Below are 945 nucleotides of genomic sequence, written 5' to 3' on the forward strand. Positions count from 1 at the left end.
ATAAACCGTTCATAATGCCCCAAATCAAGGTCCGTTTCCGTACCGTCATCTGTAACGAAGACTTCACCGTGTTGGTACGGGCTCATCGTGCCGGGATCGATATTGATATACGGATCGAATTTCTGAATTGTTACTTTATAACCGCGGTTTTTCAACAATCGTCCTAACGATGCGGCAGTAATACCCTTACCCAACGAAGATACGACACCGCCTGTTACAAATATGTATTTTGCCATAATTCCTCCCTGCCGGGCTCGTGCCCGTTACCATCAAAGACTATCAACCGTTTATGTCAACTGCTTACATTGTTTCAGGTGCTGAAATTCCCAACACGGCTAAACAGTTAGCAATCGTAATCTGTACAGCCGTAACCAGTGCCAACCGAGCTTCCTCCAACTCCTTATCCGATTGGATAATATGACAGTTGTTATAAAAAGCATGGAAAAGACCGGCCATTTCATAGACGAAATGAGCGATGCGATGAGGTGCCCGATCGGCAGCCGCTTTACGTATTTCTTCCGGATAGGCTGCCATTTTTTTGATTAAAGCCAACTCCCGTTCTTCTTTCAACTTGTCCCACTTTGTATTTTTCCAAGTCATGTCGAAGACATCGCCGTTTTCGGCAATTTGCTTATATATACTGAAAATCCGTGCATTGGCATATTGAATGTAATATACGGGGTTTTCATTACTGTGCGATTTAGCCAAATCGAGATCGAAATCAAGCTGTGTATCCAAGGACCGCATAATGAAAAAATATCTGGCCGCATCGGTACCGACTTCCTCAATTAATTCGTTAAGCGTAATAGCCTGCCCTGTCCGTTTCGACATCTTAACCAGCTCGCCGTTTCTAAAGAGGCTGACCATTTGCAACAGCAAGATTTCCAATTGATTCGGGTCAAGCCCCAAAGCCGCCATAGCCGCTTTAACACGAGCCACATAACC

1 protein-coding gene and 1 pseudogene are annotated in these 945 nt (G+C 44.7%); both read right to left on the reverse strand.

The features are described from left to right. Positions 1-236 (reverse strand): annotated as a pseudogene (locus PGX78_RS06625) (CTP synthase); the annotation flags it as partial. Between the two features lie 64 nt (positions 237-300). Further along, positions 301-945, reverse strand: a 645-nt coding sequence (locus PGX78_RS06630; protein WP_270446018.1) for a DALR anticodon-binding domain-containing protein, incomplete at its 5' end; no start/stop codon positions are given.

It is taken from the genome of Megasphaera sp. AF13-6AC (genome assembly GCF_027685385.1).
GTDB lineage: Bacteria > Bacillota > Negativicutes > Veillonellales > Megasphaeraceae > Megasphaera > Megasphaera micronuciformis.